A 26,571-nucleotide genomic window follows, 5' to 3' on the forward strand; every position below is an offset into this window, starting at 1 on the left:
GGCCCTCCGTGCGCGGTGTCTTGCGCACTGTTCTAGAGGACCCGCGAGCCTTTATGCAACTAGTTGCACAACGAGGTGGCCGGTATCACCCGCCGGTCGTCCCGAACCGGTCGTCCCGGGCCGGTCGCCGCCGGCGGCCGTCGGCCGGCCGCATCACCTGCTCTCCAGGCGCAGATGCAACTCCCGCTCCTGATCGCCCGAGGCCTGGCTGAGGTCCTGCACGTCGAACAGGCCGTCCAGCGTCTTGCGGAAGCGGTCGACGGCCCAGTAGCCGCCCTGGACGTCCGCCGTGACGCTGCCGCGCAGCGGAGCGGGGTGCACGGCCTTCTCGGCCCCCTCGTGCGCGTCGTCGACGTCGAAGGTGCCGAGCCACACCATCGGACGGACCTCCGACAACTGCTGCGGCACGTCCTCGTGGCACCGGTCGGACTCGAAGTACCCGCACAGCGCGTCGAAGACGGTCCGTGCGTCCTCCTTGCTGCAATCACTGATCTCCAGCGAGACCGAGTGGGGGTGCGCCTTTTCGTTGTCCATGTGCTGGTGCATGCACTGCTCCTTCCAAGACCGCGCTGCGGCAGTGCGGGTTCCCCGCGATGCCGCTCCCCCACACCCAAGAAAAGCACCGGCCGCCGGTGCGGGCCACCAAAGGGCCGCCGGCGGCCGGTGCCGAACCGCGGGCTCAGCTCCGCACGAGGCGGTAGGTCTTGCTGTCGGTCAGGACGCAGAAGCCGGGCGAGACGACGATGACGCGCAGGGTGCCGGTGCGCCGGTCGTAGTCGACGCCCTCCGCCTCGAAGCCGCCGGAGCAGGCGCTGCGCAGGGGCAGCTGGCGCAGGGCGGTGACCTGGCCGTTCACGTCGGCGGTGCCGTTCGGAGCGGCGGACAGGTCGATCTGCAGCAGCGGCTTGGTCATGCCGAACAGCGTGCCGTCGGGGTCGTCGGAGGCGCACAGCAGCCGGGTGGAGGTGACGAAGTCGCAGCCCTGGACGTCACGGACGGCGCGGTCGAGGTGGACGGTGGCGGCCTGGGGCAGGTCGGCCGACGGCGAGGTGGCGGGGTTGACACCGGGCGTGGGCAGGACGAGCAGCCGGTTCATCGTGCCCCACTCGCCGGTGAGCATCCATTGCCCGTCCGGGCTGATCGCCACCCAGGAGTTGTTCAGGGCCTCGCCCGGGCTCAGCGTGTGGACGTACTCCGACCAGCCGCCGCCCGGCGCCTGCACCCGGAACATCTTCGCGTTGCCGGAGTCCCGCTGGTACGGCTCGACGTAGTGGCCGTCGTAGGAGGCGTCGGGGTCGCCCACATGGTTCCAGCCGCGGCTGGAGACGCCGAGCGGGATGGTGCCGATGCCGGTGTAGCGGTTGGGGCTGCCCGCCGGGACCTCGATCGAGGCCAGGCCCTGGCTCTCGGTGAGCGGGTCGGCGCGGTCGGAGCCGACCTCGCTCCAGGTGTCCGCGGCCGTGGCGTGCGGGGCGCCGCACAGCACGAAGGCGGCGGCCACCAGGGCGGTCAGGGCGGTGCGACAGCGTTGCCGGACGGTGCGTGGGGGCATGGGCCGACTCCTCGGTCAGGGGGTGGTCGCGCACAGTCTGGCGGCGTCGAATGGTCATGTACAGACCAACAACGTGAACGGATTCCGTCGGCCCGGCGACGGTCCTCCCGGACACGGGCGCGCCGGCCCGCCGCGCCCGCCGGGACGTTTCCGGTCGTGTTGGGGGATGGTGGAGGTGGGGGCGGAAGGCGTAGGAGAAAGGGTTGTGCGCGGTACACCATGGGGAGTCGGCACGGGGGAACGCGTGCCGCACGGACGGGCGGAGGCGGTACCTGGATGACGTCAGCCAGATCTCCCGTGACCGACGGCGACCAGCCGTCGGGCGGCCCGGTGCGCCCCAGCGGGCTCCTCGACGTCCTGAACGTCGCCTCCGTGGTCCTGGACACACAGGGGCGGGTGGTGCTGTGGAGCCCGCAGGCCGAGGAGCTGTTCGGGTACTCCGCGCAGGAGGCGCTCGGCCGGTACGCGGCCCACATCATGGTGCACGAGAAGCACCTCGACCTCGTCGTGAAGCTGTTCGCGGACGTCATGGAGACCGGGCAGAGCTGGGCCGGTGCCTTCCCCGTCCGGCGCAAGGACGGCACCACGCGCCTGGTGGAGTTCCGCAACATGCGCCTGCTGGACGACCGGGGCGACGTGTACGCGCTCGGGCTGTGCGCCGACCGGTCCACCGTGCGCCGCCTGGAGCGGGACGTGGCGCTGTCGACGCGCATGGTCACCCAGTCGCCGATCGGCCTCGCCGTGCTGGACGTCGACCTGCGGTTCGTGTCCGTCAATCCGGCCCTGGAACGCATCAACGGCCTGCCCGCCGAGGAGCACCTGGGCCGCCGGCTGCGCGAGGTGCTGCCGGACCTGGACGCGGACGCGATGGAGTCGGCGGCGCGCCGGGTGCTCGCGACGGGACTGCCGGTGGTCGACCAGGCCATCGTGGGCCGCACCCCGGCCGACCCGCGCGAGGACCACGCCTGGACGATCTCGCTGTACCGGCTGGAGGACGCCGTCGGCAACGTGCTCGGCGTGGCCGCCTCCGTCGTGGACATCACCGACCAGTACCAGGCAAGCGTGGAGGCCGAGGCCGCCCGCCGCAGGCTGGCCGTGATCGCCGACGCCTCCGCCCGGATCGGGACCACGCTGGAGCTGGAGCGCACCGCGCACGAACTCGCCGACGTGGCCGTGCCGGAACTCGCCGACATCGCCGCCGTGGACCTCCTGGAGGCGGTCGTGGAGGGCCGGCGCAGCAGCCTGGGCCCGGCCGAGGCGGCGGTGATCCGCGCGCTCGCCGTGCAGGCGCGCGACGCCCCGGAGGCGCTGCGGGCGGCCGACCCGCCCGGACAGATCGCCCGGTACGGACCGGACCGGCTGGTCACCGAGTGCGTGCGCACCGGCCGGCCGGTCATGATGGCGCACGTGCGGCCGGAGAATCTGCCGCGCATCGCCCGCTCCGCCGAGGCCGCCGAACTGCTGGAGGCCGCCGGCGTGCACTCCTATCTCGCCGTGCCGCTGATCGCGCGCGGCGAGGTGCTCGGCGCGCTCGACCTCAAGCGCACCCGCAACCCGCTGCCCTTCAGCCGGGACGACCTGCTGCTGGCCCGCGAACTGGCGGCCCGTGCCGCCGTGCAGATCGACAACGCCCGCTGGTACCAGAACGCCCGCAACACCGCCCTGACCCTGCAGCGCAGCCTGCTGCCCAGCCATCCCCGGCTCACCGGCGGCCTGGAGGTCGCCTCGCGCTACCAGCCGGCGGGCGCCACGACCGAGGTCGGCGGCGACTGGTTCGACGTGATCGAGCTGGACGACGGCAAGACGGCGCTGGTGGTGGGCGACGTGATGGGCAGCGGCATCAACGCCGCCGCCACGATGGGCCGCCTGCGCACCGCGACCAACACCCTCGCCTCCCTGGACCTCGATCCCGCGCGGCTCCTGGAGCACCTCGACAAGATCACCTCCGGCCTCGACGAGGCCATCGCGACCTGTGTGTACGCGGTGCACGACCCGCGGCTCGGCCAGTGCCGGATCGCCAACGCCGGGCACCTGCCGCCGGCCCGGGTGCGCGCCGGAAGGGCGGCCGAGCTGCTCGACCTTCCCACCGGCGCGCCGCTCGGCGTGGGCGGTGTGGCCTTCTCCACCACGACCGTCGAGGTGTGCCCCGGCGACCAGCTGGTGTTCTACACCGACGGTCTGGTGGAGACCCGGCGGCACTCCCTCGACGAGCGCCTCGCCATGCTGCTCACCCTGCTGGACGGGCCGCAACGGCCGCTGGAGGAGATCTGCGACCTGCTGCTGCGCACCCTGCACCACCCCGACAACCACGACGACGTGGCCCTGCTCGTCGCGCGGGTCCGGCAGGAGGGGCGCTTCGCAGGAAGCCGGGAGGGGTGATTCACAGGTAGCCGTTATCCCGCTCTTACCGGGCCCCCCGGACAATCACAGGAAGGGGGGCCGTGACGCCGGCCGAGGAGTGTGAACGCGATGCAGGAACCGGACCAGGAGCGTACGCGGGAGCGTGGGTCCGCGCGGGAGCCGTGGCGCCGCCGGTCGGCGCGCGGCCGTACGGTGATCGCGGCCACCGCCGTCGCCGTGCTGGCGCTGGGCGGGACCGTGGCCTACGCCGCCACCTCGGGTGACTCTCCTTCGCCGCCCGGCGCCTCCGCGTCGTCGTCCCCCTCGCCGGGCGGACCGGACGGGCGGCACGAGCGGGGCGGCCCCGGGTTCGGCTTCGGTACGGCCGTGCACGGCGAGGCCACCGTGAAGGACCCCGGCACCGGGAAGTGGGTGGTGCGGATCTGGCAGCGCGGCACCGTCGAGACGGTCTCCGGTGAGCGGGTCACCGTCAAGAGCGAGGACGGTGCGTCCTGGACGTGGACCGTGGGCTCGGACGCCACCCTCCGCGGCGGCACACCGAAGAAGGGCGACACGGTCCTCCTGGTCGGCACCCGGGGCGCCGACGGCACGCGCACGGCGATCCGCGCCCTGACCGGCGACTTCGCCGACCGGGGTCCGGGCCACCACGGGGGCGGCTTCCGCGACCACCGGTGGGACGACGAACCGTCGCCGAGCGCGTCCGGGGGCGGGGCCACGACCTGACGGCGGCCGTCCCCGAAGAGGCACATGCCCCGCCGGGCCGCCTCCTGCCGTGGGGCGGCCCGGCGGCGCTCAGTCCGCCGTGCGCGTCCCGACGACCACGTGGGCGTAGCCCTCGTCCGCGACCGCCAGGCGCGGCACGAGCCCGGCCCGGGTGAAGGCCTCGACGGCCGCGGGCGCCTGGTGCTCGCTCGTCTCCACCAGCAGGCAGCCGCCGGGCGCCAGCCACCGCGGCGCTTGCCCGGCCACGCGCCGCAGCACGTCCAGGCCGTCCGCGCCGCCGTCCAGCGCGGTCAGCGGCTCGTGGTCGCGGGCCTCCGCTGGCAGCAGCCCGACTTCGGCGGTGGGGACGTACGGCACGTTGGCTGCGAGGATGCCGACGCGGCCGCGCAGACGGTCCGGCAGCGCCGCGAACAGGTCGCCGCAGTGGACCTGACCGCCGTACGGGGCGACGTTGCGCCCGGCGCAGCGCACCGCCGCCGGGTCGATGTCGGCGGCGTGCAGTTCGACGTCGTGCAGTGCGGCGGCCAGGGCCGCGCCGACCGCGCCGGAGCCGCAGCACAGGTCGACCACGACCGATGCGTGCGGGAGGTGGGCGAGCGCCTGGTCGACCAGGAACTCGGTGCGCCGGCGCGGTACGAACACGCCCGGCTCGACGGTGACCCGCAGGCCGTGGAACTCGGCCCAGCCGAGGACGAGTTCGAGCGGGAGTCCCGCGACGCGGCGCTCCACCATGGTGGCGGCCTCGTCGTCGTCGCGGGCGGTGTCCAGGATCAGCCGCGCCTCGTCCTCGGCGAAGACGCAGCCGGCGGCGCGCAGTCGGGCGACGACGGAAGGGAAGGGATGGGAGGTGGACGGTGTGGGCATGGAAGCCGAGGGGCCTTTCGGTAGCCGAAGGGCGCTCCCTTGGGTCACCTGCCGCCGGCGGTCCGCGCGCGGCGAGGGGAGAGCACCCGACCTGTCCTTGCGGTGATGGGTCCCACCTCCCTCGGTGACGCACGGCTGGGGCGGTCCGCAGCCGGACCGCCACACTACCCCAGCGCCGCCCTCCCGGTGATCACACTCCGACGGTCTCCTCGACCTCTTCCTCGGCCGCCTCCTCCTCGGCCGCCGCTTCCTCCGGCTGCGGCGCGGGGGCGGTCGCGGGCGCCTTGGCGCGCTCGTACAGGGCGGCCACACCGGTCACCGCGAGACCGGCCAGCAGCCAGGCCGCCAGCGTCCACAGGGTGCGGCCGAGGCCGTCTTGGCCGAAGTACAGCAGGCTGCGGGTGCCCTCGACGAAGCCGGCGCCGTTCCAGAAGGCGTGCAGGGAGCCGAAGAAGCCGTTCTGCAGCTCGGGCCGGAACAACCCGCCGGAGCTGGTGAAGTTGAGCATCACGAACAGCACCATCATCGCGAGCGTGGTCCACCGCTTGAGGAAGGTGTGCAGACCGACGCCGATGAACAGGATGCCCGCGGAGTACAGCCACGCCATGCCGAAGACGCCGGCGAGGTCGTGGTGGGCGAGGTGGAAGACCGGTCCGGCGAGCAGCGTGCCGATGCCGCCGACGACGGCCGAGACGCCGAGCGCCAGCAGGGCGCGCACCCGCATCGCCAGCGCCCCGCCGGCGGCACCGATCGCGGCGACGGAGGCGTAGGAGCCGATGGAGACGGCGATGAGCAGGAAGAACAGGCCCTGGCCGGTGGGGTCGTCGGAGACCGGCCGGGCCACGTCGGTGACCTTCAGCCAGGCGCCCTGCTTCTCGGCGACCGGGGTGAAGACCTTCTCGACCGCGGTGGCGCCCATGTCGGAGGCGGCGGTGGCGACGACCAGTTCGGGGTTCTTCGCGCCGGGCACGTAGGCGCCGGTGATGTCGCGGTGGACCAGCAGGTCGACGGCGGCGTCGCGGGTGGCGACCGTGCGGACGTCGAGCTTGTCGCCGACCGCGTCCTTGACCGACTGGGCGAGCACCTTGGCCTCGGGTCCGGAGCCGACGACGGCGACCGGGAGGTGGTTCGGCTCCGGGGTGACGAACGCCCCCATGTACGCGAGCCCCATGCCCAGGCACATCAGCAGCGGGGTGATCAGGTGCGTGAGCACATGGCGCACGGCGGGCGACCTCATCGCTCACTCCTCCAATGGTTGGCTTATACAACTCCAGCTACAAGTTGTACTATACAACCAGAACCCCGAAGGAGGGCAAGTGAACGCAGCCGAGGCCGTCGAGACCATCCAGCGCGAGATGACGATCTTCGCGCGCCGCGCCCGCGCGTCGGCCGGGCGCATGCACCCGGAGCTGTCGCTGGTCTCCTACACGCTGCTCGGGCACCTGGAGGAGCGCGGCGGCTGCCGCGCCACCGACCTGGCGGCGCACTACGCCCTGGACAAGTCCACGGTCAGCCGCCAGGTCGCGGCACTGGAACGGACCGGCCTCATCGAGCGACGGCTGGACCCGGAGGACCACCGCGTCCAGGTCCTGCACCTGACCGAGGCCGGCCGCAGCATCCTCGCCCAGGTCACCGAGAGCCGCCGGGCCGCCTTCCGTGAACGCCTCGCCCAGTGGCCCGAGGACGACCTGGCCCGCTTCGCCGACTACCTCGTGCGCTACAACGCCTGGGAGCCGGAGCGGGAGGAGGAAGCCTGAGCGAGAGCCCTACGCCACCGGCACGGCCCGCCCCTCCCCCAGCGCCTCGGGCACCCGCGCCTCCAGGAACGCCGTACGGCGGCGCAGCCTGAAGCCCAGGGCCTCGTACAGCCGGATGGCGTTCGTGTTCTGCGCGCCGGTGTGCAGGAACGGGCTCTCCCCACGCTCCCTGATGCCGTGCGCGACGGCGCGGACCAGCCGGGCGGCCAGACCCTGGCCACGGAAGGCCGGGTCGGTGCAGACCGCGCTGATCTCGGTCCAGCCCGGCGGGTGCAGCCGCTCCCCCGCCATGGCGACGAGCGCGCCGCCGCGCCGGATCCCCAGATAGGTGCCGAGTTCGATGGTCCGGGGCAGGAAGGGGCCGGGGCGGGTGCGCGCCACCAGGTCGAGCATCTCGGGAACGTCGGCCGGGGTGAGCCGTACCGCCTCCGGGTCGGGTGCGGCGGCCAGGCCGGCGTCGACCAGCTGGACGCCCTCGATGTGGAAGCTGATCTCCCAGTCGTCCGGGACGGGGCCGGTGTAGCCGGCCAGCGGCACCCCGGCGCCGGGACCGGCGAGCGCGGCGACGTCCGCCCAGTCCCGCTCGTCCGGGTCGTCGGGCAGGGCCAGCCACGGCGACACGTCGAGCGGGTAGCGCAGCACCCGGCCGCGCCGCTCGGCGAAGGGGGCGTGCGGGCCGGTCAGCGAGGCCAGGGCGGGGTTGTCGAGGACGTGCGCGGCGCTCATCCGGCCACCTCGATCACCGTCTTGCCGCGGGCGTGACCCTCCTCGACGACGCGCAGCGCCTCACCGGCCCGCTCCAGCGGGAACACGGCGGTGACGAGCGGGTCCAGGTCCCCGCCCGCCACCAGCTCGGCCACCGCCTCGAGTACGGCGTTGTCGCGCACCCGGGCCACGCGGGAGCCGCCGAGCCGCTCGGCCTGGTCGGGGGGCGCCGCGGCCGTGACGAGCCGGGCGGTGCCGGTGCGCAGACGCGCCGCCTCGGCGAACACCTCGCCGCCGACGAGGTCGTAGATCCCGTCGATGCCGTCGGGCGCGGCGGCGCGTGCCCGTTCGCTCCAGCCCGGGCCCGAGGGCACGTGGACCGCCCCGAGCGACTCGACGAGGTCCTTCTTGGCCTCGCCGGCCACTCCCACCACCCTCAGCCCGAAGGCGCGGGCGATCTGCACCGCCGCCACGCCGACCCCGCCGCCCGCGCCGGTGACCAGCACGGTCGCGCCGGGCGTCAGGCCGAGCTGCCGTACCCCGTCGTAGGCGGTCGCGGCGGCCACGGGCAGGGTGGCCGCGGCGGTGAAGGTCACCCCGGCCGGCTTGCGGGCGATCAGGTCCACCGACAGCAGCGCGTAGTGCGACCAGCCGCCGAGGACCGGTCGGCCGAAGACCTCGTCACCGGCCGCGAAGCCCTCGACACCCGGCCCGGTCTCCTCGACCACGCCCGCCACCTCGCTGCCGAAGTACGCGGGGAAGTCCCGCTCACCGCTGTCGCCCGGGCGCCGGTAGCCGTCGCGCAGCTTGTGGTCCACCGGGTTCACCCCGGCCGCCCGCACCGCGATCAGCACCTGACCGGGCCCGGGCCGGGGGCGGTCCACGTCGACGAGCGCCTCGGTCTCCGGGCCGCCGTACCGGGTGAAGACGTACGCCTTGGGCATGGGCTCCTCACTCTCCTTCGCTCTTCACCGGCGGCAAGCGACGGACGCGGGGGCGTATTCCCCGGCCTGCGGGATGTTCATACGGCCGCAACGACCGGGTGGGAACGGTGGGAGCGAAGCACACTCCGCGACCCCTTACGGTTGAATCATGAACGTCACCCGAGGCTTCACCGGACGCCCCCGCGTCCAGGACCCGGGCCTGCCGCCGGGTCAGTACGACGCGGGCGACGACTGGCCCGTGCTGTCCGCCGAGGTCACCCCGGACATCGCGCCGGAGCAGTGGACCTTCCGGATCGACGGCCTGGTCGCCCGCCCCCGCAGCTGGGACTGGGCGCAGACGCAGGAGCTGCCCTCGTCGCGGTACGAGGGCGCCATCCACTGCGTGACCGGCTGGTCGAGGTTCGGTACGCGGTTCTCGGGCGTGTCCCTGGACGTCTTCCTGGCCGAGGTGGGCCCGCAGCCCTCCGCCACGCACGCCGTCGCGTACTCCCACACCGGCTACACCACGAACCTGCCGCTCGCCGATCTGACCGGCGGCCGGGCCTGGATCGCGTTCGCCCACGACGGCCGCCCGCTGCCCGCCGAGCACGGGGGCCCGGCGCGGCTGCTGGTGCCGCATCTGTACTTCTGGAAGAGCGCCAAGTGGATCGCGGGCCTGCGCCTGCTCGACCACGACCAGCCGGGCTTCTGGGAGAAGAACGGCTACCACCCGCGCGGCAACCCCTGGCAGGAGCAGCGGTACTCCGGTGACTGAGACCTTCACTCCCCCGACCCGGTTCGCGGTGCCCGGCCGGATCGCCGTGAACGAGCAGACGGCCTCCACGTGGCAGACCGCGACCCTCACCGCGATCCGCCGCGAGACCGCGCGTGCCGCCACGTTCCGGCTGGCGGTGCCCGGCTGGCCCGGGCATCTGCCCGGCCAGCACCTCATGCTGCGGCTCACCGCGCCCGACGGCTACGTCGCGCAGCGGCACTACTCGATCGCCTCCGCGCCGGACGCGACCGGGCACATCGAGCTGACCCTGGACCACGTCGAGGGCGGCGAGGTGTCCGGCTGGTTCCACACCGTGGCCCGGCCCGGCGACACCGTCGAGGTGCGCGGCCCGGTCAGCGGCTTCTTCGCCTGGCCCGGCGACCGTCCCGCGCTGCTGATCGGCGCGGGCTCCGGCGTCGTACCGCTGATGTCGATGGTGCGCCACCACCGGGCGCGCACTCTGACCCCGCCGGTGCGGCTGCTGGTGTCGGCGCGCAGCCCGGAGGACCTGATCTACGCGCGCGAGTACGGCCCCGAGACCACCCCGGTGTTCACCCGGCGCGCCCCCGCCGGGGTGCCGGTGGGACGGCTGCACGCGGGGCAGGTGGCACCGCTGGTGGCGGCGGCGCCGCCGGGTGGCTGGGAGGCGTACGTGTGCGGTTCGAACGCCTTCGCCGAGCACGCCTCGCGGCTCCTGGTGGCGGCCGGCCAGCCGGTGGACCGGATCCGGATCGAGCGCTTCGGCTGACCTGGAGGCCGCAGGGACAGCGGCGTCCGGGACTTCCCGTTTGCGCGGATCCGGTGAAGGATGTCTGCTGGACGGGGTACGAGATCCATGTGGGCACTCGCACGCGTGACGGCGAGGAGGTCGACATGCGAACCCGGGTGCGCAACTGGCGCTGGCGGCGCAATCCGCTGCGGCGCCGGTGCGACGTGGTGGAAGCGTGGACGGCGCTGGTCGTCGCGGCGCTCCTGCTCGTCGGCGCGCCGCTGGCCGGGGTACTGACCGGCTGGTGGGCACACGGCGAGGCACGGGCGGTCGCGGCGCAGCAGCGTGCGGACCGGCACGAGGTGCACGCCAGGGTCGTGGGCAGGACGCCGGACACGCCGCCGAGTGTGGACGGCGGCAGCAGGCACACCACCCCGGTGGCCGTGCGCTGGGTCGACGCGCGCGGCGCCACGCACACGGCGACGGCCCGGGTCCCGGCGGGCACGCGCACCGGTGACGCGGTCGACGTCTGGTTCGACGCCCACGGCCATGACGTGGCCGCACCTCCCACCGAGTCCGCCGTCTGGCAGCACACCCTGTCCATGGGGGTCGCCGCCACGGGCGGAACGGTCGCCGTCGTGCTCCTCGTGCACGGCGTGGTGCGCCGGGTGTCCCTGCGCCACCGGCTGGACGAGTGGGACCGGGACTGGGCGCTCACGGAACCCCTGTGGACGCGGCGGCGCCCGGCGTGACCGCCGTCCGCTGTCCCGGACCCGCCCCGGCCGTACACCCGGAGCGCCTCTGAAGCGCCTGGGGCCTCCTGAAGAGCGCTCTGGAAAGCGCTGTCACCTTCCCCGTACGGTGTGATCGCTCCGCATGCCCACCCACCCCGAGGCGGTCCCGTATGGCCCTGTTCGACCTGCCCCTCGACGAACTGCGCGACTACCGCAGCGCGTCCACCGAACCCGAGGACTTCGACGCGTTCTGGTCGAAAACCCTCCAGGAGGCGCGCACGCTTGACCTCGACGCGCGCTTCGAGCCGGTCGAGACGGGTCTGTCCACCGTCGAGGTGTACGACGTGACCTTCGCCGGGTACGGCGGCCACCCGGTCAAGGGCTGGCTCGTCCTGCCCGCCGGAGCCGGCGAGCCGCTCCCCCTGGTCGTGGAGTTCGTCGGCTACGGCGGCGGTCGCGGTCTGCCGCACGAGCACCTGCTGTGGGCCTCCAGCGGCCGGGCGCACTTCGTGATGGACACGCGCGGGCAGGGCAGCGCCTGGGGCGGTGGGGGCGGCACCGCCGACCCGGTGGGCGGCGCCCCGGCCTATCCGGGCTTCATGACGCGCGGCATCGACGCCCCGGAGCACTACTACTACCGCCGGGTGTTCACCGACGCGGTACGGGCCGTCGAGGCGGCCCGCTCGCATCCGCTCACCGACGCCTCGCGCACCGTGGCGCTCGGCGCCAGCCAGGGCGGCGGTATCGCCCTCGCGGTCGGCGGCCTGGTGCCCGGCCTGGTGGCCGTCGCCCCGGACGTGCCGTTCCTGTGCGACTTCCCGCGCGCGACGACCCTCACCGACCGCCACCCGTACCGGGAGATCGGCCTCTACCTGAGGACGCATCGCGGCCGCACCGGGGACGCGCTGCGCACCCTGTCGTACTTCGACGGCGTGCACTTCGCCGCCCGCGGCCGGGCGCCCGCCCTGTTCTCGGCGGCGCTGGAGGACGAGACCTGCCCGCCGTCCACGGTGTTCGCCGCCTTCAACGCCTGGGGCCACGACGACAAGGCCATCGAGGTCTACGAGTTCAACGACCACGAGGGCGGCGGCCCCTACCAGGACGCGGCCCGGCTGCGCTGGCTGCGCTCCTACGCCTGACCCCTTCCTTCCGGTCCGACCAGTCGGTACGTTCTGGGTGCCCGGCGCCGCCTCGGCGTGGCCCGGGCTCCCGGCGGACCTGACACGAGGAGGGCCCATGTCCCACGACGAGCCACAGGTGCACGGCCACTGCGACCCACGGTTCACGGCGGTGCGCGACGCCTTCGAGGAGAACTTCCGGCAGCGGGGCGAACTCGGCGCCGCGGTGGCCGTCACGGTCGGCGGCCGGACCGTGGTGGACCTGTGGGGCGGCTGGGCGGACGCGGCGCGCACCCGGCCGTGGGAGCGCGACACGGTGGTGAACGTGTGGTCCACGACGAAGGGCCCGGTCGCCTTGGTCGCCCACGTCCTGGCCGACCGGGGGCTGCTCGACCTGGACGCACCGGTGGCCGTGTACTGGCCCGAGTTCGCGGCGGCCGGCAAGGAGAAGGTGCTGGTACGGCATCTGCTGTCGCACCGGGCGGGCCTCGCGGGGCTGCGCGAGCCGCACTCCTTCGAGGAGCTGTGCGACTGGGAGCTGACGACCCGCCGGCTCGCCGCGACCGAGCCCTGGTGGGAGCCGGGCACGGTGTCCGGGTACCACGCCCTGACGTACGGCTTCCTGGTCGGCGAGGTCGTGCGCCGGGTGACGGGGCTGCTGCCGGGGGCTTTCCTGCGGCAGGAGGTGACCGGCCCGCTGGACATCGACTTCACCATCGGCCTGCCGGAGGCCGAGGCGCACAGAGCGGCCGAACTGGTGCACGCGCCGGCCCCGGAGAACGGCGAACGGGCGGCTGTCTTCGCCCAGTTGGCGCCCGCCGCACTGGCCGCGCTCACCAATCCGCCGGTGGGCGCGGCGCAGGCCAACTCGGCGCGCTGGCGGGCCGCGGAGATCCCGGCCGCGAACGGACACGGCACCGCGCGGGCGGTCGCCGCGCTGTACGGCGTCTTCGCCGGGCGGGGCGCGTTCGGCGGCCGCCGGCTGCTGTCCGCCGAGGCGGCCGAGCGGGTGCGCGAGGGCCAGGGCGCCTGCCGCGATCTGGTGCTCGGGGCGGGACTCGCCCAGGAGACGGAGGCCGGGCTCGGCCTGTGGCTCAGCGGGCCGAACGGCTCCTACGGTCCGCACCCGCAGGCTTTCGGACACGACGGCTTCGGCGGCTCGTGCGGACTCGCGGACCCGGACGCGGGGGTCTCGCTGGGGTACGTGATGAACCGCATGGGCCCGCACATCGCCGACGACCCGCGCAAGAGGGCGCTGGTCGGCGCCCTGTACGACGCGCTGTGACGGCCGGCGCGGGGGTCTCGTTTCGGCCGAACCGGCAGCCCCTGCTTCCCTGCTGGTGTAGACCAATGGTAATCCTGTGGTGACTGAGCGCGAACGACACGTACGTCACCCACAGGAGGGCGCGGCATGGCCCGCACCACCCCGCTCGACCACCCGCACACCACCGACGCGGACGAGCCGCTCTACCAGCGCGTCGCGGCACTGCTGCTGTCCGAACTGACCGGCGGGACCGTCCCGCCCGGCGAACGGCTGCCCAGTGAACGGTACTTGGCCGCGTACTACGGCGTCAGCCGGGAGACCGTGCGGCAGGCACTGGAGGTACTGCGCGACCGTGGACTGGTCGCCACCGACAGGCGCGGCAGCCATGCCACCCTGCCCGGCCCGGTCCCGCGTCCCGCCCAGGCACTGACCTTCCCGGTCGGCGCCGACGGCACGGACCGGGGCGGACCGGCCCGGGCCACGGTGGCCTGGCAGACCCCGCCGCCGCAGCACGCCGCGGCGCTCGGCCTCGCCCCGCACCGGCCGACCCTGGTCCACCGCTACGACTCCGTCACGGCCGACGGACGCGGCCACCGGTCGGCCGTGACGTCCTTCTCGGCGGTGGCGCTGAACGAGGTCGAGGAGCTCGCGCGGTACCGCGACCGAGCCGACGGCACCGCCTCAGCGGAGCTGCGCCGCGTCTACGACTGGATGCGCCGCGCCGGACTCACCCTGCACCACCGTGACTCCATCGTCCGCCCCGACGACGGCCCGTCGATGCGCGTGACGCGGTATGTGCACGACCAGTACGCCCGCCCGCTGGAGATCACCGACCTGGTCGTGGACGCCCAGCAGGAGGCGCTGGTCTACGAGTTCACGCTGCCCGCCGCCGGCTGAGCCGCGCACGACGGCCGGGACCCGTGGAGGCGGGTCCCGGCCGCTCTCACGCCACGGTCAGCGGACCGGGGTGAGGGTCAGGGTCTGCTCGGCGGCGGTGCGGGAGCCACCGACCGGGCTGCCGCCGGTGTCGGTCCAGCCGCGCGGCGGTGTGGTCTCGGCGAGCCGGCCGCGCGTCGCGGACAGGCCGATGACCAGACCGCTGTAGCGGTTGACGAGCCGGTAGCTCCCGGTGGGGGTGCCGTCCGCGGTGCGGCTCGGCACGACGAACCACTGCTGCCCCACGGCGGGCCCGCCCGTCCCGGCCCGGGTCACGACGGGCTTCGCGCCCCAGGCCCGGCCGGAGACGGCGCCGGAGTCGACGCCGAGGAGCCGGCCCGTGGCGGCGTTGGCGACGCGGTAGGAGCCGTCGCCGTCGGCCGTGAAGATCCACGCCTCCCGGCGGGAGCCGGTCGGGGCGGCCAGGGACGTCGTGGTGGCGCCCGCGGCCTGGGCGAGGACGCGTCCGTCACCGCTGGTGATCCGGTAGCCGGCGCCGCTGCGCACCGGTGCGGCCGGGGCGGCGGCGCCGATGGTGACGTCGACGTACTCGCCGTAGGAGCCGTTCGAGCAGCCGAAGGAGCAGTAGGAGCGGAAGGACTTGCCGACGATCTGGCTGCTGGTGCGGTTGGCGGGGTCGAGGAACCAGCGGTACCAGGAGGCGTTGGTGTGGCTGCCGGTGTCGCCGATCAGCCGCCATTTCTGCGAGGCGAGGTCGTCGGTGGCGTAGAACTGCTGGGGCGCGTTGCCGCTCTGGTCGGCGGCCTGCGGTTCACCGATGTAGAGGCCGAGGTAGGCGTTGTAGGTGATGTCCATGACGAACAGGGGGGAGGTGGGCGGCGTCGTGCCCGCGGCGACCTGCTGGGCGGCGGTGCCGGGGGTGGCCGGGTCGTACTCCTGGCCGGGCGGGGTGTAGCCGGTGGGGTGGGCGGGGTCGGCGGGGACCATGTTGCTTTCGCGGCCGCCGGTGCCGGGTTCGCTCCAGGTGCCGTCGTACCACTTGTGCCAGCTGCCGGGCGCCATCTTGCCGGCGATCGGTGCGCGGGCGACGTGGGCGTGGAACGCCTTCCAGCTGCCGCCCTTGTCGACGATGCGGGAGCCGTAGAAGACGTAGAAGTAGCCGGAGGCGGTGTCGGCGTACAGGCGCGGGTCGCCGTCGCCGTAGTGGTATGTCTGCTGCGGGAAGGCGCCGGTGTCGCCGCGTTTCGTGCTGTACGGCGAGGTGATCACGTGGTCTTTGATCGTCCAGGTGCGGCCCTGGTCGTGGGAGACGGCGTAGTCGATGGCGTCGTAGTGCAGTCCGTCGGCGAAGGGCTGGGGGGTGAACTCGTTGTGGACCAGGCCGTACCAGTCGCCGGTGTCCGGGTCGACCCACACGCCGGCGAGGTCGCAGTAGTTGCGCTGGGCGTAGCCGGACCCGGAGGGGGCGTAGGTGGCTTCCTTGCCGGTGGGGCTGTTGTTGCAGCGTGCGGTGGTGTCGTTGTTGCGGTCGGCCGGGTCGGCCGGGTTCACCGCGTCGCTGAGGGCGCTGGAGCGGGTGGCGCTGTCAAGGTCCTTGCCGGTGTAGAAGGTCCACTCGCGGGGGTCGCCGGCGCCGTAGAGGGCGTGTGCCTGCTGGTAGTGGAAGGTGCCGTCCTTGTCGAGGTACGGCGCGGCGGGGGTGTCGTCGGGGTGGGTCCAGGAGCCCTTCGCGCCGACGGTCACCGTGTAGTCCGCGGCGGCGGCCGGGGGGCTCGCCGCCAGTCCGCCGCCGCACAGGGCAAGGACGGCGGCGACGACGGCTGCGGCTCGTCTTGCGGGGGGAGTGGGCACGACTCCTCCTCCTTGAGATCGCTAACATGCGTGGAACAGCTGTAGCGGCCCGAACTATGGCACAGCTTGTTAGCGATGCCAATGGACTGCGCAAGGAGGCCGTCCGCACGGAGGGAGAGATTCAGGCGGTGCGCCGGGCCACGACGGTCCGCACCCGGGGGCTGCCGTCGCGGCGACGACCGAAGGCGGGCAGGGCGTACAGCTCCACCTCGAACCCGGCACGCCGCAACTCCCGTCGCACGTCCGCGAGTCGGAAGGCGCGGTAGTACATCACGAACGGGGGCCGCCACAGCGCGTTGCGGACCCGCATCACCGTGTCGAAGCCGAGCAGCATCCAGTAGGCGGGCTCGGTGGGCCGCGGCGGGGCGACGACCGGGAACGCGAAACGGCCGCCGGGGCGCAGCGCGGCATGCACCTGGGCGAAGAGGCCGGGCAGTTCAGCCGGCAGGAAATGGCCGAACGCACCGAAGCTCACCACGAGGTCGAAGGCCCCGGCGAAGGGCAGGGCGCGGGCGTCGGCGCGCACCCAGGACACGCTCGGCCCGGCCGGCGGTGTGCGGCGCCGCGCGACCTCCAGCATTCCGGCGCTGAAGTCGACGCCGGTGACGCTGCGCCGGCACAGCGGCGCGAGCACCTCGAGCCCGGCTCCGGTGCCGCAGCACAGGTCGAGACCGTCGTCGTAGGGGCCGAGCGGGGCGAGTTGCTCGGCGACGGCGTCGAGGACGGAGCCGGGTGTGCGGAAGGGTGTGTGGTCGAACTTGGGGGCCAGCAGGTCGTAGCCGTGCTCGACGGAGGACAGCGCCTGGACGGCGAGTTCGCGCAGGGTGGGGCCTTCGGGGCGGAACACCGGGTCAGCCTAGAGGAACGCGCTGTTCCAGGACGGCGAGTGCGCGGTCGCACCAGCGCAGGTTCTCCTCCTCGAAGGAGATGCCCGCCATGAGGGTCAGATACGGGCCGATCCGGTCGGCCGCGCGCAGGTACTCCTCCTCGTCGCGGCCGTCGAGCAGGCGCTCACGGACCCGCCGGTAGCGGTCCAGCTTGCCGCGCGCCCAGGACCTGCGCTCCTCGATCAGCGCGCGCGTGGCGTCCGGGTCGGTGCCGTCCATGGCCTGGATCTTGATCAGCAACTCGTCGCGGACGGCCGTGGGCCGGCGGGGCGGCGCGACGGCGAAGGCGCGCAGTTCGGCGCGGCCCTGCTCGGTGAGGGAGAACATCCGCTTGTTCGGGCGGCGCTCCTGCTGGACCAGACGGGCCTCGATCAGCCCGTCGGCGGCGAGGCGGTCCAGCTCGCGGTAGAGCTGCTGGGGGGTGGCGGGCCAGAAGTTGGCGAGCGAGACGTCGAACACCTTGGAGAGCTCGTACCCGGAGGCCTCGCCCTCCAGCAGGGCGGCCAGCACCGCGAACCTCAACGACATGTGGACACGCTAACAGCAGATGACTATTGTCCTCCGCACCTATTCAAATAATTGAGTATGAGGTGATCCCGATGCGTGCGTTCCGCGAGGCGGTCGAGGCGGGCGACCTCGACGCCGTCGAGGCCCTGCTGGCCGACGACGTCGTCTTCACGTCCCCGGTGGTCTTCAAGCCCTACCCCGGCAAGGCCATCACGGCGGCGATCCTGCGCGGCGTCTGGACGGTCTTCGAGGATTTCCGCTACGTCCGTGAACTGACCGGGGCCGACGGGCGCGACCACGCGCTGGTCTTCACCGCCCGGGTGGGCGACCGCGAGCTGACCGGCTGCGACTTCATCCACGTCGACGACCAGGGACTGATCGACGAGTTCACCGTCATGGTGCGTCCGCTGTCGGGCGCGCAGGCACTGGCGGCCGCGATGGGCGCCAAATTCGACGACATCGCCGCCGATGCCGCGGCTCGGTCGGTCTGACCTGCCGCGACAGCTTTCCGGAATAGCCCGGGGCGTCACCGCGTTGTGCGTGGTGGCGCCCTTTGCCGTTGCTTCACGGACATCCGGTGCTACAGTGCGAACAGCACTGCGACAGTGCGAGTCGCACTGGTCCACGCCCCGTCGAGGGCGTCGGTGCACATTCCTCTCCTTCCGCGCCTTCCTCCGCAGTTCACCTGATTCAGGTGTCTCTTTCCCGCCGAGGCGCGACGTCTCCGCCGCCGGGCCGCGCTCTTCCGCGCCCCCCGTTCCGCGGCATCTCCCCTTCTCTTCCGCTGTCTCACATCGGCCTCCGCGAAAGGACCGAACCCCCATGACCACCACACTCGAACGCCCCTTGGCGCCCCAGCAGCCCCCGTCCGACCTGCTCGTCGGCGGTGTCCTGGACATCGACGGCAACGGGAAGGGGCACCTGCGCGCCGCCCACCTCCTGCCCGCACCCACCGACCCGCCCGTCGCCCCCGCCCTGATCCGCCGGTACGGCCTGCGCAAGGGCGACCATGTCGAGGGCGTGCGCGGCGGCCGGCAGGGCCTGACCGAGGTGCGGCACGTCAACGGCCGTACGCCCGAAGAGGCGCGCAGGCGCCGTGACTTCAACCGGCTGACCCCGCTGCACCCGCGGGGGCGGCTGCGGCTCGAACACCCGGCGGCCGGGGCCGCCGGACGGGTCGTCGACCTGTTCGCCCCCGTCGGCAAGGGCCAGCGCGGGCTGATCGTCGCCCCGCCCAAGACCGGCAAGACCGTACTGCTCCAGCAGATCGCGGCGGCGATCGCCGGCAACCACCCGGAGTGCCGCCTGATGGTGCTGCTGCTCGACGAGCGGCCCGAGGAGGTCACCGACATGCGCCGCTCGGTGCGCGGCGAGGTGTACGCCTCGACGTTCGACCGCTCACCCGCCCAGCACATCCAGCTCGCCGAGCTGGTGATCGAGCGGGCCAGGCGGCGGGTGGAGGACGGCGAGGACGTCGTGCTCCTGCTCGACTCGCTCACCCGGCTGTGCCGGGCCCACAACCACGCGGCCTCCGCCGGCGGGCGCACCCTCAGCGGCGGTGTCGACGCGGCGGCGCTCCAGGGGCCCAAGCGATTCTTCGGCGCCGCCCGGCTGGCCGAGGAGGGCGGCTCGCTCACGATCCTCGCCACCGCCCTCGTCGAGACCGGCTCGCGCGCCGACGACCTGTTCTTCGAGGAACTCAAGAGCACCGGCAACATGGAGCTGCGGCTGGACCGCGAAGCGGCCTCCCGCCGCCTCTTCCCCGCCGTCGACCTGCCCGCCTCGGGCACCCGGCGCGAAGAACTCCTGCTGGACTCCGACGAGTTGACGGCCGTGCGCGGCCTGCGCCGGGCCCTCGCGGCGCAGAACGGGCCGGCGGGACTGCAGACGCTGCTCCAGCGGCTGCGCGAGACACCCGGCAACGCGGCGTTCCTGCGCCGCGTCCAGCCCACGCTGCCGTCGGACCGACGGCCCGCGGAGAGCTCGTGAGCGGCGAGGAGTGCGGCATACGGGTGCACGCGTGACCCGTTCGGCCCGGGCAGAAGGGGGGAATCTCCCGAGCATTCCTAGGTTGATCGTATGACCATCGGATTTCCTTCCCGGGTTGCCCTGTCGACCTGTGCGCTCACGGTGGCGGGCGTCCTCGCCCTCTCCCCCGCCGCGGCCGCCGCCTCGGGCGGAGCGCAGCCCACGCCCGGCGGCCCGCGGGCGGCACAGCCCTCCGTCCTCCAGGCGTACGGCACCCAGGTACGGCTGCGTGGCGGCGCTCCCCGTCTGCCGGACGTCTCGGCGCTGTCGTGGCTGGTGGCCGACGCCGGCACCGGCGAGGTGCTCGCCGCGCACGACGCGCACCGCAAGCTGCCCCCGGCCTCCACCCTGAAGACGCTTTTCGCGCTGACGGTGCTGCCCGCCCTGCCGGCGAACCAGGAACACCGGGTCAGCGAGGAGGAACTCGCCGGGATCGGGCCGGGCAGCAGCATGGTGGGGGTCGCCGAGGGCCAGACGTACACCGTCGCCGACCTGTGGCGCGGCGTCTTCCTCAACTCCGGCAACGACGCCGTGCACGTGCTGGCCGCGCTCAACGGGGGCTGGTCGGCCACGGCCGCGCAGATGCAGGCCAAGGCCCGCGCCCTCGGTGCCCGCGACACACACGTCGTCTCCCCCGACGGCTACGACACGCCCGGCCAGGTCTCCTCGGCGTACGACCTCGCGGTGTTCGGGCGGGAAGGGCTGCGCAACCCCGAATTCGCGCAGTACTGCGGCACGGCCGAGGCCAGCTTCCCGGGCGGCAGCGGTTGGTCGTACGGCATCCGCAACACCAACCGGCTGCTCACCGGCGCCGACGGGGTGGAGGCCTACCCGGGGCTGATCGGCGTCAAGAACGGCTACACCAGCCAGGCCGGCAACACGCTGGTCGCCGCCGCCCGGCGGGGCACCCGCACGCTCGTCGTGACGGTGATGAACCCTCAGACGGGCGGCGGGTTCGCCGTCTACGAAGAGGCGCGCGCGCTGCTGGACTGGGGATTCGGCGCGGCCGGTCGGGTCGATCCGGTCGGCTCCCTGGACAACGCCGCACCCGGCACCCCGCCGCCGCACGGGCCGCACGCCTCACCCGTCGCCGCCGCCGTTTCCGCGCCCGCTCCGGGTTCGCGGAGCGGATTCGGCTGGGCGGACGCGGCCGCGGTCGCCTCCGCCGCAGCCGCGGGTGCCGCGACGGTCGCGCTGTCGCTGCGCGCCAAGAAGCGCGCCGCCGCGCGCGGATGACCGTACGGCAGCCACAGCAGCAGACCGAGCGTGATCCACGTGTAGGCGTTGGAACCGGCGAAGGCGGCCACGCCGGACGCGTCGTGGGCCCACAGCCAGACCACGCTGGTGCACAGCACCGCGTACAGGGCGCCCGCCACACGTGCGTGCCCGGCACGCAGCAGCACCGCGAAGGACGGCAGCAGCCACACCAGGTGGTGCACCCAGGTGATCGGGCTGACCAGGCACGCGGCGAGACCGGTCAGCGCGAAGGCGGCCGGCCAGTCCCCCGCGGCCGCCGCCCGGCGCGAGCGCCACGCCCACACGCCGAGCACGGCCACGACGGCGAGCGCCCACACCCCGCGCTGCGGCTCCCCGAGACGCGCCAGGACGCCCTGCACCGACTGGTTGGAGACGTAGTCGAGACGGCCCACGCGCGAGGTGTCCCACATCGCCTCGGTCCAGTAGAAACGGGACGGGCCGGGTGCGACGAGAGCCGCCAGGGCCGTCGCCGCGAGGGCGACCGCCGTCGCGACGGCCGCGGCGCGCCACCGGCGGCCGAGCAGGAGCAGGCCGATGAAGAGCGCCGGCGTGAGCTTGATCGCCGCCGCGAGCCCGATCCCGGCACCGGCGAGCACGGCGGCCCGGCCCCCTCGGCTCCCGGCTTCGCCCGCGCCTTGCCCTCGGTCGCGGGCGCAGGCCGGCAGCCAGGCGTCGGCAAGGACCAGGGCCAGCAGGAGGAGGTTGACCTGGCCGAAACTCACCGTGTCGCGCAACGGCTCGAACAGGGCGAGACCGCACAGGATCAGGCCCCAGCCGAACCAGCCGGGACGGCGCCACGCCCGGCCCGCCAGTACCCGCAGCACGACCGCCAGCGCCACCGCGTCCAGTAGCAGCGCCCCGGCGAGGGCGGCGGGGCGGCCGAGCAGCGCCATGGGCAGCATGGCGACCGCCGCGAACGGCGGGTAGGTGAAGCCGTACGCCGTGCCCGGCACCCGGTAGTCGTAGACCTGCCCGTCATGGTGGACCCAGGTGTGCACGGCGCCGTAGTAGACCCGCAGGTCGAACCAGTCGCGCAGCAACGGCACCGTCGCGGTGAACACCGTCACCACGGCGGCGACGGCGAGGAGAAGGATCAGCCGGCCGCGGTCGGTGGCAGGGGTGGGGAACGGCGGGCGGGGGCGGTAGTGCTCGCTCGGCCGGCTCATGCGGTGCGCTCCAGCGCCGGGAGCTGGGCGACCTGGCGGACGTGGAACAGCACGGCCAGGGCCAGTGCCCCGCCGCAGACGGCCAGGAGGAGCTGGCCGGTGTCGGCCGGGCCGCCGCCGGGCAGGACGGCGAGCGCGAGCACCGCCGCGACGGCCGCCGTCCGGTGCCGGACCGGGGCGCTGGGCGCCGCGGCCGCGATGACGAACAGGCCCCACAGGGCGTACCAGGGGCGGATCGCGGGCCCGAACGCGGCCACCGCGGCCAGACTCAGGCCGAGGGCGTACACCGGGCGTGGCCGCCATCGCCACCATATGGCGGCGAGGGCGACCGCGGTGACGGCCAGCCCGAGCGTGTGCCAGGCCGGCACCGCGAGCGGGGCGAGATCGCTGCCGAGCCGGTCGAGCAGCGCGCCGGTCGCGCGGCCCAGCAGGCTGGTCGGGGCCCAGTTCTGCGCGGAGACCGGAGTGTCGAGCGCGCCGATCCAGCCGTAGCCGGTGCCCGCTACGGCCGTCGCCACCACGGTCGCCGCCACGGCCGCGGCCAGCGTCGACAGCGTGGCCGGCAGCAGGCGGCGGCCCGCACGGACCTGGAGGACCACGACCGCGGCCAGGCCCAGCAGGGCGGGTGCCTTGACCAGGGCGGCGAGCGTGATCAGTACGGCGCCGGCCAGCGGGCGGCGGCCCAGCGCGGCGACCAGGCCGAGGCCCAGCAGGCCGAGCATGAGGGCGTCGTTGTGGGCGCCTGCCACCAGGTGCAGCAGGACCAGCGGGTTCAGCGCGCCCAGCCACAGCGCGGCGGCCGGATCGGCGCCGCCGGCGCGGGCCAGCCGGGGCAGCGCGGCCGCCATCAGGGCGACGCCGAGCAGCGCCAGCAGCCGCATGCCGAGCAGCCCGGCGGGCAGGTGACCCCGGGTCAGCCCGGACAGCCCGGAGGCCGCCGCGAGGAACACCGGCCCGTACGGCGCGCCGGTGTGCCGCCACAGCGGGGCCACCTCGTCGGCGAGCGGGCCGCCGAGCAGGGCGGGGCCGTGGGTGTAGACGTCGAGATGGGCGTCGACCATGGCGCCTTGGGCGAGGTAGCTGTAGACGTCACGGCTGAACAGCGGCGGCGCGAGGAGCAGCGGGGCCGCCCAGACCGCCAGGACCAGCAGCAGGGCGCGCGGGGACGGCGGGCGCGGCCCGTGCACCAGCCGGCCCAGCTGGGCCCACGCGGCGATCAGCAGGACGACACCGAAGTACACGCCGACCAGCCCGAGCGCCGCCCGCGCCGAGGTCGGCGCGGGCAGGTCCGGCATCGGCAGGGCGCCCGCCGTCTCCCCGCCCAGGGCGAGGAAGGCGGTACCGGCCAGGCCGAGCACCTGGCAGCGACGCAGATCGACGGGAAAAGCCATGGCCAGCACCGGGCCAGCCTGTCGAGACCGGATGGCCGCAAGGCGACACTCCGGCCTCGGGACGGCGGCTTGCGTGTGGACGGCGTGTGAGCGGGGGGCGTCCCGCGCGGGCGGGAGGAGAGGGAGGGAGGGAGGGAGGGAGGGAGCGGGGTGGTGGTCTGAGGGGTGGGTGGTGGCCTGATCGGGATCGGGGGCCCCGGAGGGATCGGGTGGCGCCCCAGGGGGCGTGGTGGCCCGATCGGGATCGGGGCGCCCCGGGGGGATCGGGTGGCGCCGCAGGGGGGTGTGGTGGCCCGATCGGGATCGGGTGGCGCCCCGGGGATCGGGGGCGGCCCGCACGGGGCGGGTGCGGGCCTCAGAACACCGACAGGCCCGTGAGCGTGGTGAAGCGGTCCAGCGCCGCCACGCCCGCGACGGAGTTGCCCCGTTCGTCCAGGCCCGGGCTCCAGACGCACAGCGTGCAGCGGCCGGGGACGACGGCGATGATGCCGCCACCGACGCCGCTCTTGCCGGGCAGGCCGACGCGGTAGGCGAAGTCGCCCGCCGCGTCGTACGTGCCGCAGGTCAGCATGATCGCGTTGACCTGCTTGGCCTGGCTGCGGGTGAGCAGCCGGGAGCCGTCGGCGCGGATGCCGTGGCGGGCGAGGAAGCCGGTCGCCAGGGCCAGATCGGCGCACGAGGCGCTGATCGAGCACTGGCGGAAGTACTGGTCGAGCAGTTCGGGCACCGGGTTGTCGATGTTGCCGTACGACGCCATGAAATGCGCGAGAGCGGCGTTGCGGTCGCCGTGCGCGGACTCCGAGGCGGCGACCTCCTCGTCGAAGGCGAGGTCGTGGTTGCCGCTCTCGGCACGCAGGAAGGCCAGGAGTTCCGCTGCCGCGTCGCCCGTACGGGTGTACAGGCGGTCCGTGACGACGAGGGCACCGGCGTTGATGAACGGGTTGCGCGGGATGCCGTTCTCGTACTCCAGCTGCACCAGGGAGTTGAACGGGTTGCCGGAGGGCTCCCGGCCCACGTGTTCCCACAGTTCGTCGCCCTCGCGGGCGAGGTCCAGGGCGAGGGTGAAGACCTTGGTGATGGACTGCGTGGAGAACGGCTCACGCCAGTCCCCCACGCCGTACACCGTGCCGTCCGGCTCCGCCACGGCCATGCCGAAGCGGCGCGGGTCGCGGGCCGCCAGCGCCGGGATGTAGTCGGCGGGGCGGCCGCGGCCGGGGGTGTGCTCGATCTCCTCGGCGATGCGCTCCAATACCGGCGCGAAGGTCTGCGACGACGTCATGATCGACATTCTCCCTCCGGGGCGGTCGCGGTGCGCCTGGGGGCTGGGCGGTGGTGGTTCGGGGGGCGGGTGTCGTGTCAGGCCACCGGGGCCGCGTTGCCCGCCACCACCTCCGGGCGGAGCAGCGCGGCCAGGCGGTCCGCGGGGAGCAGGCCCTTCTCCAGCACCAGTTCGGCGACGCCCCGGCCGGTCGCGAGGGCCTCCTTGGCGATGTCCGTCGCCGCCGTGTAGCCGATGTGCGGGTTGAGGGCGGTGACCAGGCCGATGGAGTTCTCCACCGTCGCGCGCAGGCGCTCCGTGTTGGCGGTGATCCCGTCGACGCAGCGGTCGGCGAGGGTGACGCAGGCGCGCTCCAGGTGCGTGATCGACTCCGAGAGGGAGTGGAGGATGATCGGCTCGAACGCGTTCAGCTGGAGCTGGCCGGCCTCTGCGGCCATGGTGATGGCGACGTCGTTGCCGATCACCTCGAAGGCGACCTGGTTGACGACCTCGGGGATCACCGGGTTCACCTTGCCGGGCATGATCGACGAACCCGCCTGTACCGGGGGCAGATTGATCTCGCCCAGGCCGGCACGCGGGCCGGAGGAGAGCAGGCGCAGGTCGTTGCAGCTCTTGGACAGCTTGACGGCGATGCGCTTCAGGACGCCGGACATCTGGACGAAGGCGCCGCAGTCCTGGGTGGCCTCCACCAGGTTGGCGGCGGTGACGAGCGGCAGGCCGGTGATGTCGGCGAGGTGGCGGCGGGCGGCCTCGGCGTAGCCGGTGGGGGCGTTGAGTCCCGTGCCGATGGCCGTGGCGCCGAGGTTGATCTCATGGATCAGCTCGACGGCCTCGGCGAGACGGCTGCGGTCCTCCTCGATCATGACCGCGTACGCCGAGAATTCCTGACCGAGCGTCATCGGGACCGCGTCCTGCAACTGGGTACGGCCCATCTTGAGTACGTCACGGAACTCCACGGCCTTGCGGGCGAAGGCGTCCTGGAGGACCGACATCGCCTTGAGCAGTCCGCGCACCGCGAAGACGGTCGCGATCTTCACGGCGGTGGGGTAGACGTCGTTGGTCGACTGGCCGAGGTTGACGTCCTCGTTGGGGTGCAGGTGGGTGTACTGCCCCTTGGCGTGGCCGAGCAGTTCGAGCGCGCGGTTGGCGACGACCTCGTTGGCGTTCATGTTGGTCGAGGTGCCGGCACCGCCCTGGATGACGTCGACGACGAACTGGTCGTGCAGCTTGCCGGCGCGGATGTCCTGGCAGGCGGCGATGATCGCGGCGGCCTTCTCGGGGTCCAGCAGGCCGAGTTCCTCGTTGGCGCGGGCGGCTGCCTCCTTGACGGCGGCGAGGGCGTCGACGAGGTGGGGGTAGGTGGAGATGGGGGTGCCGGTGATGGGGAAGTTCTCGGTGGCGCGGAGGGTGTGGACGCCCCAGTAGGCGTCCGCGGGGATGTCGCGGTCGCCGAGGAGGTCGTGTTCGGTGCGGGTGGTGACGGTGCGGGTGGTGACGGTCGTCATGGGGGTCTCTTTCGTGGGTGGGTGCGGGAGTGGGTGCGGGTTTGTTTGTGGCTGGTCGCGCCGTTCCCCGCGCCCCTTTTTTGCCTGCGGCGCCTGGTCGTGTTCTGGGTGCGGGTGCGTGGGGGCTGGTCGCGCCGTTCCCCGCGCCCCTTTTGTGCCTGGGGCGGCCCGTTGCGGTGCGTGGTGGGCTGGTGTCGCGCCAACGGTGCGTTGTGGGTCGGGGCCGGGGTGGGGGGTGTCCGTCCTCGGTCCGGCCGGCCGTTCCCGACGAGTGCGCCGTTGCCCGGTGCCGGCCGCTGCGGGCGGACACCCCCCACC

24 protein-coding genes and 1 pseudogene are annotated in these 26,571 nt (G+C 73.8%); 12 read left to right on the forward strand and 13 right to left on the reverse strand.

The window, feature by feature from the left end:
* Window positions 1-153 precede the first annotated feature (153 nt).
* Together AB0E88_RS31700 and AB0E88_RS31705 are read right to left on the reverse strand one after the other, a co-directional pair.
* Window positions 154-534 carry a hypothetical protein gene (locus AB0E88_RS31700; protein ID WP_361637855.1) on the reverse strand — a complete coding sequence of 127 codons (381 nt, stop codon included), beginning with the start codon at window positions 532-534 and terminating at the stop codon, window positions 154-156.
* 145 nt (window positions 535-679) lie between these two features.
* Window positions 680-1,552, reverse strand: a complete 873-nt coding sequence (locus tag AB0E88_RS31705) for a hypothetical protein (RefSeq protein ID WP_361637814.1) — start codon at window positions 1,550-1,552, stop codon at window positions 680-682.
* Between the two features lie 276 nt (window positions 1,553-1,828).
* On the opposite strand from AB0E88_RS31705, the gene AB0E88_RS31710 reads away from it, so the two are divergent.
* Both AB0E88_RS31710 and AB0E88_RS31715 read left to right on the forward strand, forming a co-directional pair.
* Window positions 1,829-3,931, forward strand: coding sequence for a SpoIIE family protein phosphatase (locus AB0E88_RS31710; protein WP_361637815.1), 2,103 nt, complete (start codon window positions 1,829-1,831; stop codon window positions 3,929-3,931).
* Window positions 3,932-4,021: 90 nt separating this feature from the next.
* Window positions 4,022-4,636 (forward strand): hypothetical protein, encoded by a 615-nt coding sequence (locus AB0E88_RS31715; protein ID WP_361637817.1) that lies wholly within the window; start codon window positions 4,022-4,024, stop codon window positions 4,634-4,636.
* A 69-nt stretch (window positions 4,637-4,705) separates the two neighbouring features.
* Here AB0E88_RS31715 and AB0E88_RS31720 read toward each other — a convergent pair whose 3' ends face one another.
* Together AB0E88_RS31720 and AB0E88_RS31725 are read right to left on the reverse strand one after the other, a co-directional pair.
* Window positions 4,706-5,500, reverse strand: a complete 795-nt coding sequence (locus AB0E88_RS31720; RefSeq protein WP_361637819.1) for a putative protein N(5)-glutamine methyltransferase — start codon at window positions 5,498-5,500, stop codon at window positions 4,706-4,708.
* 190 nt (window positions 5,501-5,690) lie between these two features.
* On the reverse strand, window positions 5,691-6,737 hold the full coding sequence (locus AB0E88_RS31725; RefSeq protein WP_361637821.1) for a hypothetical protein: 1,047 nt from the start codon (window positions 6,735-6,737) through the stop codon (window positions 5,691-5,693).
* Between the two features lie 79 nt (window positions 6,738-6,816).
* Here AB0E88_RS31725 and AB0E88_RS31730 point away from each other — a divergent pair, with 79 nt between their 5' ends.
* A complete protein-coding gene (locus tag AB0E88_RS31730) occupies window positions 6,817-7,257 on the forward strand; it encodes a MarR family transcriptional regulator (RefSeq protein ID WP_361637823.1) in 441 nt (146 codons plus the stop codon).
* Window positions 7,258-7,266: 9 nt separating this feature from the next.
* Here the strand turns inward: AB0E88_RS31730 and AB0E88_RS31735 are convergent, their stop codons facing one another.
* Together AB0E88_RS31735 and AB0E88_RS31740 are read right to left on the reverse strand one after the other, a co-directional pair.
* Complete coding sequence (locus tag AB0E88_RS31735; protein WP_361637825.1) at window positions 7,267-7,983, reverse strand: GNAT family N-acetyltransferase; 717 nt, start codon at window positions 7,981-7,983, stop codon at window positions 7,267-7,269.
* Window positions 7,980-8,906: an NADP-dependent oxidoreductase gene (locus AB0E88_RS31740; protein ID WP_361637827.1), complete on the reverse strand. Its 927-nt coding sequence runs from the start codon at window positions 8,904-8,906 to the stop codon at window positions 7,980-7,982. Before AB0E88_RS31740 ends, AB0E88_RS31735 begins: the two co-directional genes overlap by 4 nt.
* 148 nt (window positions 8,907-9,054) lie before the next feature.
* Here AB0E88_RS31740 and AB0E88_RS31745 point away from each other — a divergent pair, with 148 nt between their 5' ends.
* The 6 genes from AB0E88_RS31745 (at window position 9,055) to AB0E88_RS31770 (ending at window position 14,382) form a co-directional block, all read left to right on the forward strand.
* Entirely contained in the window at window positions 9,055-9,660 is a 606-nt protein-coding gene (locus AB0E88_RS31745; protein WP_361637829.1) for a sulfite oxidase-like oxidoreductase, read from the forward strand.
* Window positions 9,653-10,408 (forward strand): ferredoxin reductase, encoded by a 756-nt coding sequence (locus tag AB0E88_RS31750; RefSeq protein ID WP_361637831.1) that lies wholly within the window; start codon window positions 9,653-9,655, stop codon window positions 10,406-10,408. The genes AB0E88_RS31745 and AB0E88_RS31750 overlap by 8 nt, the downstream gene beginning before the upstream one ends.
* 125 nt (window positions 10,409-10,533) lie before the next feature.
* Complete coding sequence (locus tag AB0E88_RS31755) at window positions 10,534-11,121, forward strand: hypothetical protein (RefSeq protein ID WP_361637833.1); 588 nt, start codon at window positions 10,534-10,536, stop codon at window positions 11,119-11,121.
* Window positions 11,122-11,273: 152 nt separating this feature from the next.
* Window positions 11,274-12,242, forward strand: a complete 969-nt coding sequence (locus AB0E88_RS31760) for an acetylxylan esterase (RefSeq protein WP_361637834.1) — start codon at window positions 11,274-11,276, stop codon at window positions 12,240-12,242.
* 97 nt (window positions 12,243-12,339) lie between these two features.
* On the forward strand, window positions 12,340-13,506 hold the full coding sequence (locus AB0E88_RS31765) for a serine hydrolase domain-containing protein (RefSeq protein WP_361637835.1): 1,167 nt from the start codon (window positions 12,340-12,342) through the stop codon (window positions 13,504-13,506).
* A gap of 126 nt (window positions 13,507-13,632) precedes the next feature.
* On the forward strand, window positions 13,633-14,382 hold the full coding sequence (locus tag AB0E88_RS31770) for a GntR family transcriptional regulator (RefSeq protein WP_361637837.1): 750 nt from the start codon (window positions 13,633-13,635) through the stop codon (window positions 14,380-14,382).
* A 57-nt stretch (window positions 14,383-14,439) separates the two neighbouring features.
* On the opposite strand, the gene AB0E88_RS31775 is transcribed toward AB0E88_RS31770, so the two are convergent.
* From AB0E88_RS31775 to AB0E88_RS31785, 3 genes are all read right to left on the reverse strand, one after another.
* Window positions 14,440-16,233, reverse strand: coding sequence for an RICIN domain-containing protein (locus AB0E88_RS31775; RefSeq protein WP_361637839.1), 1,794 nt, complete (start codon window positions 16,231-16,233; stop codon window positions 14,440-14,442).
* 121 nt (window positions 16,234-16,354) lie between these two features.
* Window positions 16,355-17,080 (reverse strand): class I SAM-dependent methyltransferase, encoded by a 726-nt coding sequence (locus tag AB0E88_RS31780; protein ID WP_361637841.1) that lies wholly within the window; start codon window positions 17,078-17,080, stop codon window positions 16,355-16,357.
* Window positions 17,081-17,084: 4 nt separating this feature from the next.
* Complete coding sequence (locus tag AB0E88_RS31785; RefSeq protein ID WP_361637843.1) at window positions 17,085-17,648, reverse strand: PadR family transcriptional regulator; 564 nt, start codon at window positions 17,646-17,648, stop codon at window positions 17,085-17,087.
* Between the two features lie 71 nt (window positions 17,649-17,719).
* On the opposite strand from AB0E88_RS31785, the gene AB0E88_RS31790 reads away from it, so the two are divergent.
* From AB0E88_RS31790 to AB0E88_RS31800, 3 genes and pseudogenes are all read left to right on the forward strand, one after another.
* On the forward strand, window positions 17,720-18,118 hold the full coding sequence (locus AB0E88_RS31790; protein WP_361637844.1) for a nuclear transport factor 2 family protein: 399 nt from the start codon (window positions 17,720-17,722) through the stop codon (window positions 18,116-18,118).
* A gap of 331 nt (window positions 18,119-18,449) precedes the next feature.
* Complete coding sequence (gene rho / locus AB0E88_RS31795) at window positions 18,450-19,616, forward strand: transcription termination factor Rho (RefSeq protein ID WP_361637846.1); 1,167 nt, start codon at window positions 18,450-18,452, stop codon at window positions 19,614-19,616.
* A 90-nt stretch (window positions 19,617-19,706) separates the two neighbouring features.
* Window positions 19,707-20,585, forward strand: a pseudogene (locus AB0E88_RS31800) (serine hydrolase); the annotation flags it as partial.
* Window positions 20,586-20,617: 32 nt separating this feature from the next.
* Here the strand turns inward: AB0E88_RS31800 and AB0E88_RS31805 are convergent.
* The 4 genes from AB0E88_RS31805 to aspA all read right to left on the reverse strand — a co-directional run bounded on the left by AB0E88_RS31805 (window position 20,618) and on the right by aspA (window position 26,253).
* Window positions 20,618-22,078: a glycosyltransferase 87 family protein gene (locus tag AB0E88_RS31805; protein WP_361637847.1), complete on the reverse strand. Its 1,461-nt coding sequence runs from the start codon at window positions 22,076-22,078 to the stop codon at window positions 20,618-20,620.
* Window positions 22,075-23,808, reverse strand: a complete 1,734-nt coding sequence (mptB, locus tag AB0E88_RS31810; protein ID WP_361637849.1) for a polyprenol phosphomannose-dependent alpha 1,6 mannosyltransferase MptB — start codon at window positions 23,806-23,808, stop codon at window positions 22,075-22,077. The genes AB0E88_RS31805 and mptB overlap by 4 nt, the downstream gene beginning before the upstream one ends.
* Before the next feature lie 16 nt (window positions 23,809-23,824).
* Window positions 23,825-24,757, reverse strand: coding sequence for a glutaminase (locus AB0E88_RS31815; RefSeq protein ID WP_361637851.1), 933 nt, complete (start codon window positions 24,755-24,757; stop codon window positions 23,825-23,827).
* 68 nt (window positions 24,758-24,825) lie between these two features.
* Complete coding sequence (gene aspA, locus AB0E88_RS31820) at window positions 24,826-26,253, reverse strand: aspartate ammonia-lyase (protein ID WP_361637853.1); 1,428 nt, start codon at window positions 26,251-26,253, stop codon at window positions 24,826-24,828.
* Window positions 26,254-26,571 lie beyond the last annotated feature (318 nt).

It is taken from the genome of Streptomyces sp. NPDC028635 (assembly GCF_040637635.1).
Classification (GTDB): Bacteria; Actinomycetota; Actinomycetes; order Streptomycetales; family Streptomycetaceae; genus Streptomyces.